Source organism: Paenibacillus sp. FSL H7-689, from assembly GCF_000517905.1.
In the GTDB taxonomy this organism is placed as follows: Bacteria; Bacillota; Bacilli; order Paenibacillales; family Paenibacillaceae; genus Paenibacillus; species Paenibacillus amylolyticus.
The window spans coordinates 62,429-79,505 of record NZ_ASPU01000014.1 but is presented as its reverse complement, the minus strand read 5'-3'; the positions used below and the strand labels follow the sequence as shown (position 1 = coordinate 79,505).

Genomic DNA, 17,077 nt, shown 5'->3' with positions numbered 1-17,077 from the left:
CATTGAAGTAAAGATTCCGATCAGATGAGAATTGATTATAGATGGATTTGTTTTTGAGAAGGTCGCTATATAAAGCTTCAATTCGGATATGAAGGGATACCAGATGATAAGTTATAAACCATTTCAAACATTATTGATTGACAGGGAGATTAAGAAGCAGGATTTATTAAAAATCACGGGGATCTCATCGGCAACGATGGCAAAACTCAATACGAATGAGTATGTATCGTTAGAAGTAATTGATAAATTATGTACGGCATTGGGATGCCAGCCTGGAGATCTATTGGAGCATATAGCAGATCAATGATGGGATGATAACATCTGCTGTTAACCAAAATTGAGATTCCGTCGTATGACATAAAGCAACGGCTCCTAACGGAGCCTTGGTCTGCTAAATGGATTTCGAATTGATATTTTGGCAGACACCTCCGAGAGTTTGTTGAACTGCATAAAAAAAGGAAGGTGATTAGAAATCACTGCAATAAATTAAAGAGGAGAAGCTAATTATGTCTAGACCTTTAAGAATTCATATTATAGGTTCAACTGGTAGCGGAAAAACATACCTTGGTCAAGTTTTGTCAGAGAAGTTAAATATAAAAATTCACGAACTAGATACAGTCATGTGGAGCAGTAGAGTGGAGTTTTCAGGAAAGAACCCTCCAGATGTGAGAGATAAATTACTACATAAAATAATTGATAATGATAGTTGGATTGTAGAGGGAGTATATTATAAATGGCTTTCTGATAGCTTTTCAAGAGCAGATGTAATTTATTACCTAGATACTAATGTATTGATTCGACATTTTAGAATTATCATGAGATTTGTTAAACAAAGAATAGGCGCCGAAAGATCTATATACAAGCAAACATTAAAAGGACTAATTGAAATGCTTATCTGGAATCATAAATTTAATAATACAAATCGGAAAGAGATCTGTAGCTTCTTGTCCCCTTATAAAGACAAAGTGATAATCTTAAAAACCAACAGGCAAATGATTAGTTTGCTCAATGAAGGCAGTGAAATACCATAACTCAGCATTCACACACCCAGCATACGCTGGGTCTTATATACAGAAAAGTATGTGAAATCGACGAAATTATTTAACGAGGGTGAACAATGAAGATAATAAGAGATAGGGAAGAACTTGAAGGAACTGGTTATATTGAAGTTTTACCCGGGAAGTACCTTGGACAATGTTGGAATGAAAACTCAATTTACTTTGATGAAGAAGTATTCGGCTATATAGAGAAATCAATAGAAAATATATTTTCTGGATATGATCATAATGCATTTAACGAAGTACATCGAAAAACGTGGGAGGTGATCCTTGAGGATTTGAAAACGTTTGCTAATCTCCTTGATGAGAAAGTAACAATGGAATTAATAAATGAACATGTGTATTTCTTCTTTGGCAGTTCTAAAGATGAGTTTCAACAAGATTTTCTCAATAGTGTTCAGAGACTTCGTGAATTAATTATAGAGTTTGTTGTATGGATTAAAAAGCAATTAACAACTCAAGATTATGTTTCAGTTCTAGGGATTTAGCTATTTCATTCGAGGAAGAGTGGTTATTTAAACCAACATAGGAGGAATTGGAATGAAGTTTATCGTTTCTGCAAGTGTAATCGTTCTCAATGAACATAATGAGATTTTACTCATGAAAGGTCGAAGAGGTTGGGAAATGCCTCAAGGTTGTGTTGAAGAAGGAGAGACTATTAGGCAGGCAGCAGTTCGAGAAGTGAAAGAGGAAACAGGGATTGACATTGAATTAATTAAATTTTGTGGTTTGTATCAGAACATAACTCGCGGCGTATGCAACAATATATTTACTGGAAAACCGATTGGTGGAGCTTTAACTACCAGTGATGAAAGTGAAGAGGTGGGCTACTTTACTTTAGAAGAAGCTCGACAAATGATAACATGGGGAAATTTCTATGACAGAATTCATAATGCATTAGATGAGAAAAGTCATCCTTTTTTGATTGAATTTTCAGAATAAGGACATCCATCAGATCCTAGTTTTCTAATCCAAATACAGATATGAGAGTAGTTTAATATAAGGAGCAGCCCGAGAACAAAGGTTGCTTCTTTTTTTGCTTTTACACTTCGCAAATGGAACATTGTGGGTTATATTGGATATGATTTGGTTCTATAGTAGAGAAATGGAGAGGTGGTCAACTTTGGATGAAAATGTACGCTTTCCAATAGGACACTTTGAGCCAAGTCTTAAATTCTCTAATGAGGACCGAATCCACATCATTGGTCGAATTCTCGGAATTACGAAAACCTTAAGAGAGATTACACAACATCTCAATGATGATCAACTTTGTATTCCTTATCGTGATGGCGGTTGGACGATTACACAGATTGTGCACCACCTTGCGGACAATGACATGAACGCTTATATCAGATTTAAGAGAGCGTTAACTGAAGAGGAACCGATGGCAAGCTCATATCGAGAGGATTTATGGGCATCATTACTTGATTACAGGAATACGCCCATCGAAGATTCAATTTTGCTGATGGAGATACTGCACAAGCGATTTCTCACTCTGTTGTATGGTTTACATCCCGATCAGTTTAGACGAAAACTCCGAACAGAAGTGTTAAGTACAATTTCATTGGATATTGCTCTACAAAGATTTGTATGGCACGGGCAGCATCATATTGCTCAAATTAAATCTTGTATAACATTACAAGGGCGGTAGGGTCTTATACATTTCAAGTGTGGGGGTAACATATGGGGAATGGAAGGATTCTGGGCATTGCATATAATGTAATTCCAGTGAAAAATTTAGAAGTGTCAGCCGCCTGGTTTGTAAAACATTTTGGATTTAACATTCGCCACCAACGCGAAGGATATTTGAGTTTATTTAGGGGTGATCGCCCAATTTTGGACTTGATTCAAAGCGACAATGAAACCCGAGCGACATTTGAAGTGCATCAGAAAAAGAGATGGGTCATTACATTTTTCAGCGATGACATTGGTTCTTTACATGACTACTTAACATCAGAGAATGTGAAAGTAGGGGCTATTAGTGATGAGGGACAGTATGGGAAGTTTTTTGTGTTAGAAGATCTGGACGGTAACTTATTTGATGTGTGGGAACACCATGACTGTGAATTGAATTTCTAATGAGGAGCCTTAGTCAGCAGCTATCAATTACATAGGATCTGTATGTAAACGGATTCAGAAATAGGTGAGTAACTACATTTGATATATAAAGTCAAATAGAAGTGAATCTAGATTAGGGGGATACGGATGTTGATTGAAGATGAAAAAGTATACCCTGATTGCGCAGTTGAAATTAGAATAGTAGACGTTGGCGGTTTAACAAAACCACAGCTTATACAGAAACTGGACCAACACTCTATTTTATTGAATAAATATGGAGAACAGTTGTTATATGATGATAGATTTATAGTTTCCAGTACAAAGCTAAGCTTGCAAACGGTTGAGTTGACCGTCAGACAACTTGGATTTTGGGATGGTGTTTCGACTTTTCAGCTCTTTCGAAGAGCAAATGATCTTGGGCTAGAATGTTGTCCGGTTGAGTTAGGACCTTATCTAAGAACGCAATATTTGGATCAGCCTGAGATATGTTCTACCAATATTTCAGAGGGTAACAAAGCTCCGTCCGGCTCCATTACGATAGCATCTGCAGCCCTTACCGAGGATAATGAATTTCCAAAAGGTTTTTATCTCAGACGAATAAACGATAAGTTATGGTTACGAGGATATCTTGCCGACCATTTGCATGTTTGGAGTCCTCATGATCGCTTTATCTTCTGTAGGGCTCAGCTTTCTATTGTATGAAGATCAGAAAGGTATTTTTGAAAACAAAGGAGTGAAAGAACAATGGATATCAAAAACAAAAGCGGAGATGTGCTTGGAAAAATTCAAATTGAATCCTTACGTAACGATAATGCGATTGACCGAATCGTCATTGACTTAAAGCCTGGTGAGGGGAAGGCAATATACACCGCAGATGTTATAGAGAACCAATTCACGCAACAGACCAATTATGCACCCATTCCATGGGAAGACGGTTTGGAACGATTGCAACGGCAATACTCTCCATGGCAGCCGAAATTTCCGATTGATTCAGATATAGATGCCATTCATGTATTTTATGGATTTGATAATTTAACTCCGCAAGAAATTGATGAAATGATTGAAGAAAGTAACAGGTCAGGCAGAAATGTAGTGATACGCGACTTGAAGCCCAATAAGAAGGTTGTGGGCATCAGCATCACATATCAAGAATACGGTGGTTATAAACTTAATATTTTCGGGACAACGAAAAGCCGGATCGCATTGCCTGATCATGGTGGTACTACGGTTAAACAAACAGCTATTCGTGGCGCCGAAGCATTTTATATTTTCGATAACGAAACTTCCCAATTGATATGGATCGAAGAGGATGTGCATGGGAAGGCGTTACAATACGAGATCATTGGCGGAAACATGTCAGAAGATTTTGTGAGGAAGATTGCGAAGTCAATGAACGGATAAATTTTATATTAATCTGAGTGAGGTGCAACAATGAGTTATAAAGCTATTCTCATAGACCAATTAAACGCCTGTTATCATGACAAGAGCTGGTTTATACCGCTTCATGATATTTTGACAGACCTCAATGCGGCGGAGGCCGCTTATGTAAAGAATGAGGGGGAGCATTCCATTTGGGCGATTGTCAATCATCTTATTTTCTGGAATGAGAAGTGGCTTGAGAGATATATTGCCGAACAGGTCAACGGGCAGAATTCAGTGAATAATGAGGATACATTCGACATTGATCTGTCTAACTTGAATGATGTGGAGTGGGGCAAGACATTACATAGACTAAAAACCGTCTTTAGTGATTGGAACAGGGCACTCGAAGATAGTGAAGAACATAAATTGACCCGTGAAATCCCTGCCTATTTCAACGCGCCATGGTGGGGAGTTGTATCAAATCTATGTATTCATAACGCCTATCATATTGGCCAGATCATGCTGCTCAAAAAATCAATGAAACACACGTAGTACACGCTATATTACATTTATGAAATTATACTTAAGCAAAGGAAGATGACTATCATGGAAAAAGGCAAAATTATATTTTTGAACGGTGTAACCAGCTCTGGTAAAACTTCAATTGTAGAGGCGATGCAATCATACGATGATCCGTTTTTCTATGTTGTGGCTAATGATTTATTTGAAAATACGATTGGTGATAAACATCTACAGACGGATTACTGGAAGTATCTGAGTGAAGCGATTGTAATGATGTATCATACGGCAAAAGTATTTTCAGACCATGGCAAGCATGTTCTGATCGATGGCATACTTGTGGAAAGACCAGAGCTCGCGCCGCATTATGAACAAGTCAAACAGATTTTTGAAGGGTCTCCACTGGATATTGTGGAACTGTACTGTCCTCTCGATATCTGTCGTCAGCGGAACATTGAACGTGGTGATCGAAGAGAAGAGCAATCGGATGAGCAGCATCAAATCATGGCTAAAAACATCAACTATAGCTACTCCATTGATACCAGTATGAACACACCGGAAGAATGTGCGGAGAAGATTATTGCAGCACTGTTCAAGAACCATCATGAACCATTGAAAAATATGTAAAAATTATATTACGAAGCTGTAGCGGAATCGATATCTAGTAATAACTTTGTCTGCTTTGGTCTGGAGGATTAAATGAGGATTTCAATGGAGTTACAAACAAGAAAAAGTATAGTTAATGATTTAAATTCAATGGGGATAAGGGAGGGTATGACGATAATCGTTCATTCCTCCTTCAAAGCAATAGGTAAGGTTATAGGCGGCCCGGTAAGTGTTATTTTAGCTCTGGAAGAAGCCGTTGGAACCAATGGAACCATTGTCATGCCCACTCAAACAGAACATCTTTGTGAACCTTCAGAGCATGACGCGAACCTGTCTTCAGAGGAAATTGAGTTTATCAAAGACAACATGCCTATTTATTATCCTGATTTAACACCAACCTCGTATATGGGCATCATTCCTGAGGTGTTTCGGAGGCAAGATGGTGTGTTTCGAAGCTCACATCCGCACATGTCTTTTGCTGCCTGGGGGAAAGAGGCCAAACGGATAATGGAAGATCACAACTTGCATTATGCATTAAATGAGAAATCTCCGTTAGGAAAAATCTATGATTTGAGTGGATACATTCTGTTACTTGGTGCGCCTACAAATAGTAACACCTCCTTGCACCTGGCCGAATATAAACAGCAGAATTCATTTGTTAAGCCAAAAGTCTGGGGAGTAAAAATGCTGGTGGATGGATTTGAGCAATGGACTACATACGATGATATTAACAATGAATCAGATGATTTTGAATTAATTTTTAATGAGTTTAAGATCCAGACTAACGCTGTTACCGAAGGAATGGTAGGGGAATCTGTGAGTTATCTGATACCCCAAAGAGAGATGATTGATTATGCTTTGGGATGGATGAATCGTAACCGAAGAGAACATATTGAGCAGTGAATCATTTCAAAAAAGATAGAAGGGGGAAATGTAATCATGACTAAAGAGATTGAACATTTGCTTCAAACTTTTGAAGAATGGGCGTTGTTTGTCAAGACGATGAATCATCTTGAAGAGAAGACCTGGAATTCCAGCATGGAAGAAGGGAAATGGACGATAAAATCAATCGTCACTCATATCATGTTATGGGACCGATATTTTTACAAGGAAGCGATTGAGAAGATTGCTCTGAAGCAGCCAGTTACGTTGAAACATATGAATTTTGAAGAGTTTAATCGCAAAGCTATTGAATTTGGTAACCGCACAGAGACGTCCGAAATCGTAAACAAGGCTATCACGTACCGCCATAAAATTATGAATGACATTCGAGGATTATCGGAGGAACAGCTTCATCAGACGTATTTGGACGCAGAGGGGAACGTATTTTATATTCCCCAATACCTTGAAGATTTTATATGGCATGACCAGCATCATATGGAACCGTTGAAGAAATATCTTGCCAACCTTGAAGCGTAAAGGATTTAGCAGGCAGGGGGTGACACGGAACACAACATGTTGCTTGCTTTGAATATAATATGTATCCCAAACCAGGGAGGGATTGTAGTGAGTAGTCATACGATTGAATTAACTCAGGAAAATCTGATCGGTTCATTTACCAATGAGGTAACCCCCATTTTGAGCGTGAAATCTGGTGATTCCATTCGTTTTCAGACGCTGGATGCGGGCTGGGGAACAGGTGTGAGTTATGTGGAACGCATGAAACCTTTTGATCGTCAAGGTGAAAAAGATGGAGGTCATGCCTTAATCGGTCCGATCTATATCGATGAGGCGAAGCAAGGACAGACGTTGGAGATTATTTTCAATGAGATCGTACCCGGGAGTTACGGGTTTACTTCCGCTGGCGGATATCCGAACTGGCAGAACCAGAAGTTACATCTAACAGAGGTTGAAGAACTGTCGCTGAACTGGACACTTGATCGCCGAACGATGAGTGGAAGCTGTGAAATAAAAGGAAAGTCCTTCACTGTATCTCTCTCGCCGTTTATGGGTGTAGTGGGCATGCCGCCAGAGTCAGGTGGAATTCATACGACTTGGCCGCCTCGCTATTGTGGAGGGAACATCGACTGCAAGGAACTGGTGCAGGGAAGTAAATTATATTTACCTATCCCCGTAGACGGGGGTTATCTCGCGATTGGTGATGGTCATGCACGGCAGGGAGACGGTGAAGTCAGCTGTCAGGCCATTGAATGTCCGATGAAAGTGGTGGATGTCACGCTTAATGTGATTGATGATATGATTTTGACCAATCCTCGTGCACATACGCCATCCGGCTGGATTACCTTCGGTTTTCATGAAGATCTGAATGAGGCTACGGTTGAAGCATTAGATGGGATGCTCAATCTGATGGGTGAGTTGTACGGACTAGAACGAGTGGAAGCGATTGCACTTGGAAGCGCGGTAATTGACCTGCGTATCACCCAAATTGTGAATGGCGTTAAGGGTGTACATGCTGTCCTTCCGCATGACGCTTTTAAGTGACTTAAGGACTGTTATACGTCGTATTAGTTGAACTCGGGGGTCGATAAAATGAAAGGCAGACCACAGATCGTTTTAGATATCGCAGGGGTTTTGTTAAGTAATATGTCGTTGACGTGCTGGAAAGATATGAGTGAGGAAACCAACCTATCGGCAGAATCTTTGAAAGTACATTTTGCAGGAATCAAACGAAAGCTCTGGACAGGAATGATGAGGGAAGAAGAGTTCTGTCAATCGTTGAAGGAGATGTATCCTGAATTATCAATAAGCCGAGCGAAGGACATCTTATACAATTCGATTGTTCCCTTACCAGCCGCTCAATACCTTGAGCGATGGAGTGAGTTCGCAGATCTCCATCTACTCAGCAATCATTGTAAGGAATGGATTGAGCCGAATCTGAGCCGTTTATTCTCATTTACCAAAAGTGTAACCATCTCTAATCAAGTGGGTTTATGCAAACCTGAGATTGAGATATACCAACGGGTCAAAACCCTCCTGGCAGCTGGAGAAGAGGTTCTATTTATAGATGATCAAGAGAAAAATTTACATTCTGCTAAACTACTTGGTTGGAGGACTTTACTGGCTGACGAAGAAGGAGATTGGGTTAATGAAGTTGAGTCATTGCTAATTTAGAATGTAATCCAGAAACCAATAAGTTCCGGATATTACATGCTGAACTCGTCAGTCAATGAAAGGAATAATAGAACAGCATGCATAACTGGCACACCGTGCATAACCGCTAAACTCCAAATTGCTTTAGATGATGATCTAAATGCTTGTATATGCCTTTACCCCATTGCTCGGCTGTTAATTTTCCGAAGAAGGGATGGGGGTGGCGGGAGAATTTTTCTGAAGCACCTTGTTGAAAGATATTAATCTGCTGCTCAAGCTTTTCTTTTTCTTCTATAAACTGTCGTTGATCATCAATAATGATTGTCGGGATCGTAGACATATTATGGGGCAAGGGCTTGTCATTATAAAACATTGGTTTTGCGAACCGTCCTATAAGTCTCCCAAGTAATCCTCTAGGTGGAAAAGCATTTCCTAAGGGGATATCATGAAATGCTGAACAGTGAGCCAGCATTTGAGAGACCTGCATCGTGCCCCATTCAGGGATGGATTTTTCACTAAGTTGAGCCATGCGCTCTGTAATTTCAGCAGCATTGATCGTATCAAATATACTTTTCACAAGAACACCTCAGTCCTCTAGGATATAAAATTTGAACTTAAACTATCATCATTCTCTTATTGAAAGGTTTATCCTCTTACTATCAAGAATAATAAGATATGGTAAGTTTAGTCAATGTATTATTGGAAAACCACAACTGAAATCGGAGGATGCGAACTTGGAAAATAAGGAAACGTTTAATCTCGTAGCAGATGAATATGAACGATATAGACCCGTCTATCCGAGTGAAATGTTTGATGATATTTTTACATATCTGAATCTTAATAAAGAGGATTCCATTCTTGAGATTGGCTGCGGAACGGGGCAGGCCACTGGCGGATTGGTGAGCAAGGACTATACAAACATCACGTGTATTGAATTAGGCAGCAACTTGGCACAGTTCACCGCAGACAAATTCAAGTCCTATCCATCGATTCAAATAATCAACACTTCCTTTGAGGACTGGAATAACGAAGGAAAGCGATTTCAATTGATTATGTCAGGAACGGCCTTTCACTTCATTGATCCGGAAGTTGGTTACCACCGGGCTTGGGAATTGCTAGAGAATACAGGCGGCATTGGACTTTTCTGGATGATTCGCACTATCCTTCGCCAGATGAAGTTATCCAGGAGCGTAAAGAAATAACAGAAAAATCCGGCTTGTTCACGGATATTGAGGTTAAGGAGTATAACTGGATACAGACTTGCTCCAGCGAAGAATATGTCGCTTTATTAAATACCAATTCCAAACATCAGCAGCTTTCTATTGATGTTCGGCGTTCACTTCTAGAGCGAATCAAACTTTCCATTGATGCTGCAGGTGGAACGATAGAGAAACAACATAAGGTTGCTCTTTTTCTAGGGAAGAAAAAGGTCTAAGGATATATGTTTTTATTTTTCCACAGAAGAACAGGAGAGAATATATGAGTGATCCACGTTCAACATACAGTATCCAAACGGCAGTGTTAAGTTTACAAGAGGAATTAGAGAGGTTAAAGATGCAGGCGATAATGGGGTGGTCCAAAGAATTCCGAAATCTAGAATGGTATGGTTTGAAAAATGGAATGCGTGTATTGGAGGTCGGAAGCGGACCAGGTTACATTACAGAGCAATTATTGAACAGTCTGCCAGACAGCGAGCTTACCTCGCTTGAGATTGATCGTTCATTGCAAGCACAAGCCAAAGAACGGCTGAAAGATATTCCTTCCACGCGATTGCAATTTGTAGAGTCTTCCATCTACCAGATGGATCTGCCTGATGATTCTTTTGATTTTGTCGTGGCAAGACTGATCTTTCTTCACTTGAACAATCCTGACGAAGCTGCACAAGAGATATATCGTGTACTGAAGCCTGGCGGCCGTCTTGCCATTATTGATGTGGATGACGGCGTTTTTGGAGCAGTGAATCCTGATGTTCCTGCTTTGCATACGGTATTAATGAAAATTTCGGACTATGTAGCACAACACGGTGGTAATCGCTTAATTGGCAGAAGTCTGCCGCGTCTCCTTTCTGAGAGCGGATACATCGATGTTGACATTGATTCTGTCCTTCAACATAGTGATCTGTTAGGCATAGAAGGGTTTAAGCACCAGTTTAATCTTAATCGTTTTGTACATTTTGCTGAAAAAGGTGTGATCAGTTCGGAGGAATTTGCTCAGCTGCAACAAGCTTCTGAAGCGATAAATCATTCGCCGGAAGCTTATGCCATGATGAATTTCATTACAGCTTGCGGCACGAAGCCATTGACATAGCTGGGTTGAAACTAATTAGGGACGGAGGGTGGGGATGAATATCGTTCATTCTTTTCAGGAATTAGTAGTTCGAGGGGATCATCAGGGTATGATTGAGTTACTGAAAAACTATGAACAATCCAGACCATTATCTGTTAATGAACAGGGCTGGGTCTACTGGAACGTTTCAGATGGTTATGCCGTGTTAAGGGAGCCGGAACCGCTTTATGCCAATCACCGGAAATTCTTCAAATGGGGAAAAGAAAATCTCGCCCCGGAGCAGTTACACTGGATCGTTTCGGATTCGACACAAGCGTTGTCGTTATCTCTGGGGAACTACTTTGATCATTGGATGGATTGGTACCAATATGCTTGCGATTATGCCCCGAAGTTGGATACCAACCGAGGTGTTCGATTCGAGAGCCATCGGGCTTTGGGTGGTTCGCTTTGGGTTTTGGAGAGATACAGTGAAATGGACAGTGTGCTTGAAAATATGAACCAGCTTATACAAGAAGATGAGACATGGTCCAATATTCTTTTTGCCCGAATTACATACAACAAACAGCGTCTGGCCTATCTGCATCATGTTGGGGAGGTTAGAGAAGTAAATCTGCTTCTGGATGAAACGCTGAATTTGATAAACAAGATCGACTGGTCAGCATTAGATCAAATAAAAAATCAGGAAGTTGTAGGTAGCTGGAGACAATTGAATTCATCCAGTAACTCACAGAGAGATGTTCACATCGCGATGAACAATCTGGCATGTATTTTGACAGATATTGAAAAGGTAGAGGAAAGTGTGGGGTTATTCAGACGGCTACAGGACAATGGATATGCTTTGAATGGGTATGCTTTTTCTAAATATGTCTGTTCGGTCTGGAAGTCAGAGGGGCTTGAAGCTGTTAGGGAAGTGTTAGGTGCCAATAAATCTTTTAAAATCGCTGAACTGATTAAACATAGCCCTATGCTTTCAGAGATCAAAGATTAGGTTGAGTTTGTCTAAAAGAGGACTGAACTTCAAGGACTAAGAAAGAAGGAATGCATGAAGTGAACCATGACATCTTGTTAAACAGATTTCCGAATGTGAACATTGTTAAACTAACAGGTGGTTATACCAATACGACCCTTTTACTTGAGGGAACTGATCCGCAGATGATTGCTAAAATCTATCATGTAGAAAATACAGATGCAAGGACAGAAATAAGCGCGCTAAGGTTGTTAAATCATTCTGGCGTGACTCCGCGAGTGCATGATTGCTTTGAAAAAGAAAACTGGCTGTTTGTTATGATGGATTATGTTCCAGGAATAAACGCACAGAGGCTGCTGGATCAAGATGGACGTGACCAAGGCAGGAAAATTTATGAGCAACTTGGTATATATCTCGCCAGAGACGTGCACACAATCAAACGAGGTGACTGCGAAGCAGAGCTGCCAGTCATAACGAAGTCCGCTAATGATGTGGAGGAACTTGAGTTTGTACCCTCCGGAATCAAAAGCATGGTAAAAGAAGTGTTGGACATTTCCGATCATGGGGAGCAAACTCTGATTCACGGAGATTACGGACCACATAATGTCATGTTATCCAACGATTCAATGTTCATTTTGGACTGGGAGTGGGCAGGATGGGGCAATCCGTTGTTTGATATCGCATGGGTGGTCTGGTTTGTGCATCTTCATTACCCTCACATGGCAAAGGATCTGTCAGAAGTCTTCTTAAATGCATATACAGAACGTACAAATATTGATGTAACAAATGATCTAATTCGGGCATATTCCACATCCAAAGTAATACAGATCATGCACCGAATCAAGAATGCTCATCCAGATGTACATAGGGAATGGCTCCGCAGATTAGAATGGACACTGCAAGCGAGCTTTAACAAGTCTTAATCGTGAAATTTCGTTGAAACGCTGAGATATACGTGAGAGGAGTGATGTGATATGAGAAACAATACGAATCCGAGTAGAAGAAATGAAGTTGCAAGAGGTGTTTTTGTCTAGCGCAGAGGACCCAAGGAAGTCTTCAGTGGGATTCCTCTGTGTAATTTTCACTAGGAGGAGTTTCAATTTATGATTCAATTAAAAAGTGTGTCGGTGGATAATTGGTATGCTTGCACCCAACTGGATGTAACTGAAGAGCAGAGAAAAAGTTTTCCCGCGCCAGTTGTATATTGGATTGCTGAATCCAAGGTCGTGACCGATTTTCGACCCATGGCCATCTATTATGATTCGGATCTGGTTGGTTTTGCTGTGTACTCAGATAAGCCCGATCATGAGGATAACTACTGGCTTCTTGCTCTAATGATAGATACAAAATATCAGGGCAGAGGTTATGGAAGAGAAGCGCTTAGGAAGTTGATTGATCTAATGAAAGAATCGCTGAATTGCAAACGCATCATGATTGGACACAGGCCGGAAAATGGTATCGCCGGAAATCTGTATGAATCACTTGGTTTTCACAGCGTAAGTGAAGGGCTGATTGATGGCGAAGTCGTTCGGCTTCTAAGATGCAAGTAGTGCCCAAACACACGCGATGTGGATTGTAAAGGAGGTAACTTGTCTTTGAAGCGTGTACACATTATTTTCTCATTACTCTTTATCATGTTAGGAATTATGATTATTACAATTTCGAAAATGATTGAAGAGGTGATTCCCAAGCTAGGGTATGCAGCATTCCAGTCAGCAGCAGCTGGCAGTTATGATTCGAGTGCTTATCAAGTGGATTTTGTACTGAATTATTGGATAGGCGCGATATGCATTTTAGGTGGAGTTATCTGTTTAATTAGTACAATGAATGTTGTCAGAAACTACATTCGTGAAATGAATATAAGAAACAGAGCGTTTGATGAAACTCATAATTATGACGACACAAGAGAACTGAAATAGGTTATGATATGACATAAAAAAAGAAGGGGCGGATACACATGATTACATTCCAATACTTTGAACCGGAAGATTTTGATCAACTGATCGAATGGAGTGGGGATGAAGCATTTTTGCTCCAGTGGGCAGGCCCTCAGTTCCATTATCCACTTTCCAGAGAGCAGCTATCGGATTATTTGCATGGTGCCAATGATAAGAACACTTCAAATAAGTTCATTTATAAAGTGATGGATGAATCAACTCAGGAGATTGTGGGTCATATTGCTCTTGGCGGTATCGATCGATATAATCGTTCAGGGCGTATCGGTAAGGTGCTACTTGGCGAGCCGTATCAGGGTAAAGGTTATGGGAAGCAAATGATCGATGAGGCACTTCGAATTGGATTTGAAGAGGAGAAGTTACACCGGATCAGTCTGGGCGTATTTGATTTTAATGTCTCAGCCATCCGATGTTATGAAAAAGCGGGCTTTGTACAAGAGGGACTTATTCGTGATGCGAGAAGATATGAAGATACATTCTGGAATCTAATCGAAATGAGCATATTAGAAAACGAATGGAAAAAATGAATTCTCAAAAGCGATCATCATACTTGAGAGTCATCTTTCTTGAGAAACACCTCGATGAACGGATGTAATAACTACGTGAACGGAAATTTAGATGGGGATGTCCTCCAGTCATCAGAATGACAGGCGGACATCCCCTTAATTGCTTCCTTCCTGATTTATTTCAATGATCCCCGTATCAATAAATTCCTTCACAGGCACACTGTCGCTAGCGAGTAACAGGGTCTCCATCATTTTGGCACCCCAGACTCCTTCATTCTGCGAAATAACGGCAGACAATTGACCGTTGAGCAACCCGTTTTCACTAGTCGGGCTATCACCGAACGCGATTAAATGCCGGTTAAGACCTTTTGCTTTCCAGATCAGGGTAGAGGCAGAGACAGAAACAAAATCGAGCCCGATAATTGCATTGAAGTGAGGGTGAGCCTGAATCATGTTCTCCATATCGGACATGGCTTGATCTTCATTCCCTTGATGATAACGAACTTCCAAGATCTCGATGTCTGTTTCACTGCGGATGTAATCAATGAATCCATTAAGCCGCTGCTGCAAACCTTGCATCTCCTCCAAACCATTCTCGACAAGAATCATGCCTTGATTATGCAGGAGTCGTGTAGTCGTCATCGCGAACTGCTGGCCAGTGCGATAGTTATCGGCGCCCACATAAGCGATTCGATGACTGGATGGGACATCTGACTCAAATGTAATGACAGGAATACCTGCAGCTTGGGCTGCATCAATAACGGGTGTAAGTGCAGCAGCATCCACAGGAGATATAGCTATCCCGTCCACATGCTGTTTGATCATATTCTCCATGATACGGATCTGTTGTTCGGTATTGGCTTCATCAGGTGCATTTACAATTAACGTGATATTGTGTTTCCCTGCATACTCCGTTGCATCCTTCGTGATCATCTCATAGGTTGGATACGTCATTGGATAGATAATACCGAAAGTTTTGCTCGCTGTAGATTTCTCTACAGGTGAAGTTGCAGGAAGTGTTGCAGCCATCTGCTGTGGGCGAATGTGTGCCGAACCGGATGAAATGATCATCGGAAACAGCAGTATTAGTGTAAGTAAAAGTGCAAATCTGGCTTTATTCATACAGTGGCTCTTTTCTCATATCTGATGATCTGGCCTGCGATTCCTCGGTTCCTTGAGTGCGGTATTCTCTTGGCGTAAAACCTGTTGTTTTCTTGAATATATTAGAAAAATAGTGAGAGTCATTGTAACCAACTTTGTAAGCAATCTCAAAGGTTTTGTTGTTGGTTGTTTTCAGCAGCTCCTTGGCTTTGCCGATTCGAATCTGGGTTAGATACTCCGTTATCGTTTGACCAGTTTCCTGACTAAAAATCTTGCTTAGATGACTTGGACTGATTCTGACGTGTGCAGAAATCATCTTCAACGAGACCTGTTCGTTATTGTATTCACGGGATACATAGGCTTTCACCTGATCAATGACATCACTGTATTTACCGGAGCAGGCTGCTCTTCTCTGCCATAACAAGTTAAGCAGGGAGCACAGATATTGGGTGCAATCCTCCCAGCACGTAATCTTCCGAATCGTCTGTTGTAGGGAAGTAATGTTCTCATCCGAATGGTCACTCATGCGGAACAACTGATTCGCGAGCCGAAACGACTCCAGCGTAAGATCATTCAACAGATAGAAGCCATACGAGGAGGACTTCCAGTCGAAGGATTGTAATGGAGCGGCAAACTCCTCCACAAAATGGTCACGCTGATTGGGGCTGCCGATTTTGAGAAATTCAAGAAACGAATTCCTGTCGAGAAAAAGAGTCGTTTGCTCATCCAGGTTATTTTCACGTAGAGAAGCTCTGTTCTGAAGGGTGAGCCGGGTAATATATTTATCCTCCTCCGCTTCCAGATACGAGACATGAATTCCTTGCAGCCGCTCCTGTTGACTGCCAATGCCCAGAATAATATTACATTTGAACGTATGCTCAAGTTCCATACGAACCCGCCCGCGAAGCTGCTCCAGATATACGGATATGCTGTCATCGGAGTGATACTTGAGCAGAAGCACCAACTCGGTCCGGCTTCGAATATAAGGAAGAAGTTCGACGTGGGGATCACGAGTTTCCTCCAGTATGGGAAGCAGTTTCTTCATCAGCGATTCCGGGTCCCGGGAGTCATCTGTTAATCGAACGTCGATAATGACAATTGTATAATACCGGGCCGAGAGTGGAAGTGAGAGTAGTTTGGCTGATTCAATCGCATCGGTTGTACCGATGAGTCCTCCGCACAGATCGGCCAGCAGTTTTTCTTTGGTGATCGTTCGGTTTGTCATGCGTTGATGTTCTTCATCCATTTGTTTGCTGACCTTATGAAGCATTTGGATTAGCTCTGCTGCACTAATGGGCTTTAGACAGTACTCGGTCACACCAAGTCGGATAGCCTCCTGGGCATAACTGAATTCATCATGACCGCTCATGATAATGATTTTGATATCAGGTTGTTGAGTGCGAACGATGGAGGTCAGTTCCAATCCGTTCATAAATGGCATTTTGATATCCGTAATCAGAATATCCGGAGCCCATTCATGAATTAAAGGTAACGCAAGCTCGCCGTCGGGTGCATCCCCGCAATAGTGAAAACCTTCCTTTTCCCAATCGATGCAGCTCCGTATATTCTCCCGAATTCCAATTTCGTCATCCACAATCATCACCTTTT

Annotated in this window: 24 protein-coding genes; 21 read left to right on the top strand and 3 right to left on the bottom strand. The window is 41.0% G+C overall.

Features of this window, described 5'->3' with window-relative positions; translation table 11 throughout:
- Positions 1-103: 103 nt before the first annotated feature.
- The 14 genes from C170_RS10120 to C170_RS10055 all read left to right on the top strand — a co-directional run bounded on the left by C170_RS10120 (position 104) and on the right by C170_RS10055 (position 8,675).
- Positions 104-307, top strand: coding sequence for a helix-turn-helix domain-containing protein (locus tag C170_RS10120; protein ID WP_036609134.1), 204 nt, complete (start codon positions 104-106; stop codon positions 305-307).
- A 199-nt stretch (positions 308-506) separates the two neighbouring features.
- The gene (locus tag C170_RS10115) at positions 507-1,031 is read left to right on the top strand and encodes a hypothetical protein (RefSeq protein WP_036609132.1); all 525 of its coding nucleotides are present in this window, start codon (positions 507-509) and stop codon (positions 1,029-1,031) included.
- Positions 1,032-1,117: 86 nt separating this feature from the next.
- Positions 1,118-1,546, top strand: a complete 429-nt coding sequence (locus C170_RS10110) for a hypothetical protein (protein WP_036609130.1) — start codon at positions 1,118-1,120, stop codon at positions 1,544-1,546.
- Between the two features lie 52 nt (positions 1,547-1,598).
- Positions 1,599-2,000 carry an NUDIX hydrolase gene (locus C170_RS10105; protein WP_036609128.1) on the top strand — a complete coding sequence of 134 codons (402 nt, stop codon included), beginning with the start codon at positions 1,599-1,601 and terminating at the stop codon, positions 1,998-2,000.
- Positions 2,001-2,181: 181 nt separating this feature from the next.
- The gene (locus C170_RS10100) at positions 2,182-2,709 is read left to right on the top strand and encodes a YfiT family bacillithiol transferase (RefSeq protein WP_235200747.1); all 528 of its coding nucleotides are present in this window, start codon (positions 2,182-2,184) and stop codon (positions 2,707-2,709) included.
- Positions 2,710-2,741: 32 nt separating this feature from the next.
- Positions 2,742-3,137, top strand: coding sequence for a VOC family protein (locus C170_RS10095; RefSeq protein ID WP_036609126.1), 396 nt, complete (start codon positions 2,742-2,744; stop codon positions 3,135-3,137).
- A 126-nt stretch (positions 3,138-3,263) separates the two neighbouring features.
- A complete protein-coding gene (locus tag C170_RS10090) occupies positions 3,264-3,818 on the top strand; it encodes a hypothetical protein (protein ID WP_036609124.1) in 555 nt (184 codons plus the stop codon).
- A gap of 42 nt (positions 3,819-3,860) precedes the next feature.
- Entirely contained in the window at positions 3,861-4,517 is a 657-nt protein-coding gene (locus tag C170_RS31005) for a DUF4367 domain-containing protein (RefSeq protein WP_036609122.1), read from the top strand.
- A 30-nt stretch (positions 4,518-4,547) separates the two neighbouring features.
- Positions 4,548-5,030, top strand: coding sequence for a DinB family protein (locus C170_RS10080; protein ID WP_036609120.1), 483 nt, complete (start codon positions 4,548-4,550; stop codon positions 5,028-5,030).
- Positions 5,031-5,084: 54 nt separating this feature from the next.
- Positions 5,085-5,624: a phosphotransferase-like protein gene (locus C170_RS10075; protein ID WP_036609118.1), complete on the top strand. Its 540-nt coding sequence runs from the start codon at positions 5,085-5,087 to the stop codon at positions 5,622-5,624.
- Between the two features lie 84 nt (positions 5,625-5,708).
- Positions 5,709-6,506 (top strand): aminoglycoside N(3)-acetyltransferase, encoded by a 798-nt coding sequence (locus C170_RS10070; RefSeq protein ID WP_162158966.1) that lies wholly within the window; start codon positions 5,709-5,711, stop codon positions 6,504-6,506.
- 36 nt (positions 6,507-6,542) lie between these two features.
- Positions 6,543-7,022 carry a DinB family protein gene (locus C170_RS10065; protein ID WP_051447114.1) on the top strand — a complete coding sequence of 160 codons (480 nt, stop codon included), beginning with the start codon at positions 6,543-6,545 and terminating at the stop codon, positions 7,020-7,022.
- A gap of 87 nt (positions 7,023-7,109) precedes the next feature.
- The gene (locus C170_RS10060) at positions 7,110-8,045 is read left to right on the top strand and encodes an acetamidase/formamidase family protein (RefSeq protein ID WP_036609114.1); all 936 of its coding nucleotides are present in this window, start codon (positions 7,110-7,112) and stop codon (positions 8,043-8,045) included.
- A gap of 48 nt (positions 8,046-8,093) precedes the next feature.
- The gene (locus C170_RS10055; protein ID WP_036609112.1) at positions 8,094-8,675 is read left to right on the top strand and encodes an HAD-IA family hydrolase; all 582 of its coding nucleotides are present in this window, start codon (positions 8,094-8,096) and stop codon (positions 8,673-8,675) included.
- A gap of 106 nt (positions 8,676-8,781) precedes the next feature.
- Here C170_RS10055 and C170_RS10050 read toward each other — a convergent pair whose 3' ends face one another.
- A complete protein-coding gene (locus C170_RS10050; RefSeq protein WP_036609111.1) occupies positions 8,782-9,231 on the bottom strand; it encodes a DUF1569 domain-containing protein in 450 nt (149 codons plus the stop codon).
- A 157-nt stretch (positions 9,232-9,388) separates the two neighbouring features.
- On the opposite strand from C170_RS10050, the gene C170_RS10045 reads away from it, so the two are divergent.
- From C170_RS10045 to C170_RS10010, 7 genes are all read left to right on the top strand, one after another.
- Positions 9,389-9,856 carry an rRNA adenine N-6-methyltransferase family protein gene (locus tag C170_RS10045; protein WP_051447113.1) on the top strand — a complete coding sequence of 156 codons (468 nt, stop codon included), beginning with the start codon at positions 9,389-9,391 and terminating at the stop codon, positions 9,854-9,856.
- 277 nt (positions 9,857-10,133) lie between these two features.
- Entirely contained in the window at positions 10,134-10,961 is an 828-nt protein-coding gene (locus C170_RS10035; RefSeq protein ID WP_036609108.1) for a methyltransferase domain-containing protein, read from the top strand.
- A gap of 34 nt (positions 10,962-10,995) precedes the next feature.
- Entirely contained in the window at positions 10,996-11,928 is a 933-nt protein-coding gene (locus C170_RS10030) for a hypothetical protein (protein WP_036609106.1), read from the top strand.
- Positions 11,929-11,987: 59 nt separating this feature from the next.
- Positions 11,988-12,830 (top strand): phosphotransferase family protein, encoded by an 843-nt coding sequence (locus C170_RS10025; RefSeq protein WP_162158965.1) that lies wholly within the window; start codon positions 11,988-11,990, stop codon positions 12,828-12,830.
- 180 nt (positions 12,831-13,010) lie between these two features.
- Positions 13,011-13,457 (top strand): GNAT family N-acetyltransferase, encoded by a 447-nt coding sequence (locus C170_RS10020; RefSeq protein WP_076318577.1) that lies wholly within the window; start codon positions 13,011-13,013, stop codon positions 13,455-13,457.
- Between the two features lie 45 nt (positions 13,458-13,502).
- Entirely contained in the window at positions 13,503-13,826 is a 324-nt protein-coding gene (locus C170_RS10015) for a hypothetical protein (RefSeq protein ID WP_036609102.1), read from the top strand.
- A gap of 38 nt (positions 13,827-13,864) precedes the next feature.
- The gene (locus C170_RS10010; RefSeq protein ID WP_036609100.1) at positions 13,865-14,389 is read left to right on the top strand and encodes a GNAT family N-acetyltransferase; all 525 of its coding nucleotides are present in this window, start codon (positions 13,865-13,867) and stop codon (positions 14,387-14,389) included.
- Between the two features lie 135 nt (positions 14,390-14,524).
- Here C170_RS10010 and C170_RS10005 read toward each other — a convergent pair whose 3' ends face one another.
- Together C170_RS10005 and C170_RS10000 are read right to left on the bottom strand one after the other, a co-directional pair.
- Complete coding sequence (locus C170_RS10005) at positions 14,525-15,490, bottom strand: sugar ABC transporter substrate-binding protein (protein WP_036609098.1); 966 nt, start codon at positions 15,488-15,490, stop codon at positions 14,525-14,527.
- Entirely contained in the window at positions 15,483-17,072 is a 1,590-nt protein-coding gene (locus C170_RS10000; protein ID WP_235200752.1) for a response regulator, read from the bottom strand. The genes C170_RS10005 and C170_RS10000 overlap by 8 nt, the downstream gene beginning before the upstream one ends.
- Positions 17,073-17,077: the final 5 nt, after the last annotated feature.